1 protein-coding gene is annotated in these 378 nt (G+C 70.1%); it reads left to right on the forward strand.

All coding sequences use genetic code 11. From position 1 onward, the window contains the following. A partial coding sequence (locus tag A9Z05_RS37535) for an AAA family ATPase (RefSeq protein ID WP_256121845.1) occupies window positions 1-378 on the forward strand: 378 nt, incomplete at both ends.

Here is a 378-nt window from a genome sequence, read left to right on the forward strand (position 1 = left end):
GCTCGACGCGCTCGGCAAGGTGCGGGGCGTCGGCCCGATGTCGGGCAACGACGAGCGCGAACAGACGCTCAACCAGTTGCTGGTCGAAATGGACGGCTTCCAGGCCGGCTCCGGCGTGATCATCATGGCCGCGACGAACCGGCCCGAGATCCTCGATCCCGCGCTGCTGCGCCCGGGCCGTTTCGATCGTCACATCGCGATCGACCGGCCCGACGTGAACGGCCGCCGCCAGATCTTCGGCGTGCACGTGAAGCGCGTGAAGCTCGCCGCCGACGTCGATCTCGGCGAGCTCGCGTCGCGCACGCCGGGCTTCGTCGGCGCCGATCTCGCGAACGTCGTCAACGAGGCCGCGCTGCATGCGGCCGAACTCGGCAAGCC

Source organism: Burkholderia sp. A2, assembly GCF_001729305.1.
Classification (GTDB): domain Bacteria; phylum Pseudomonadota; class Gammaproteobacteria; order Burkholderiales; family Burkholderiaceae; genus Burkholderia; species Burkholderia sola.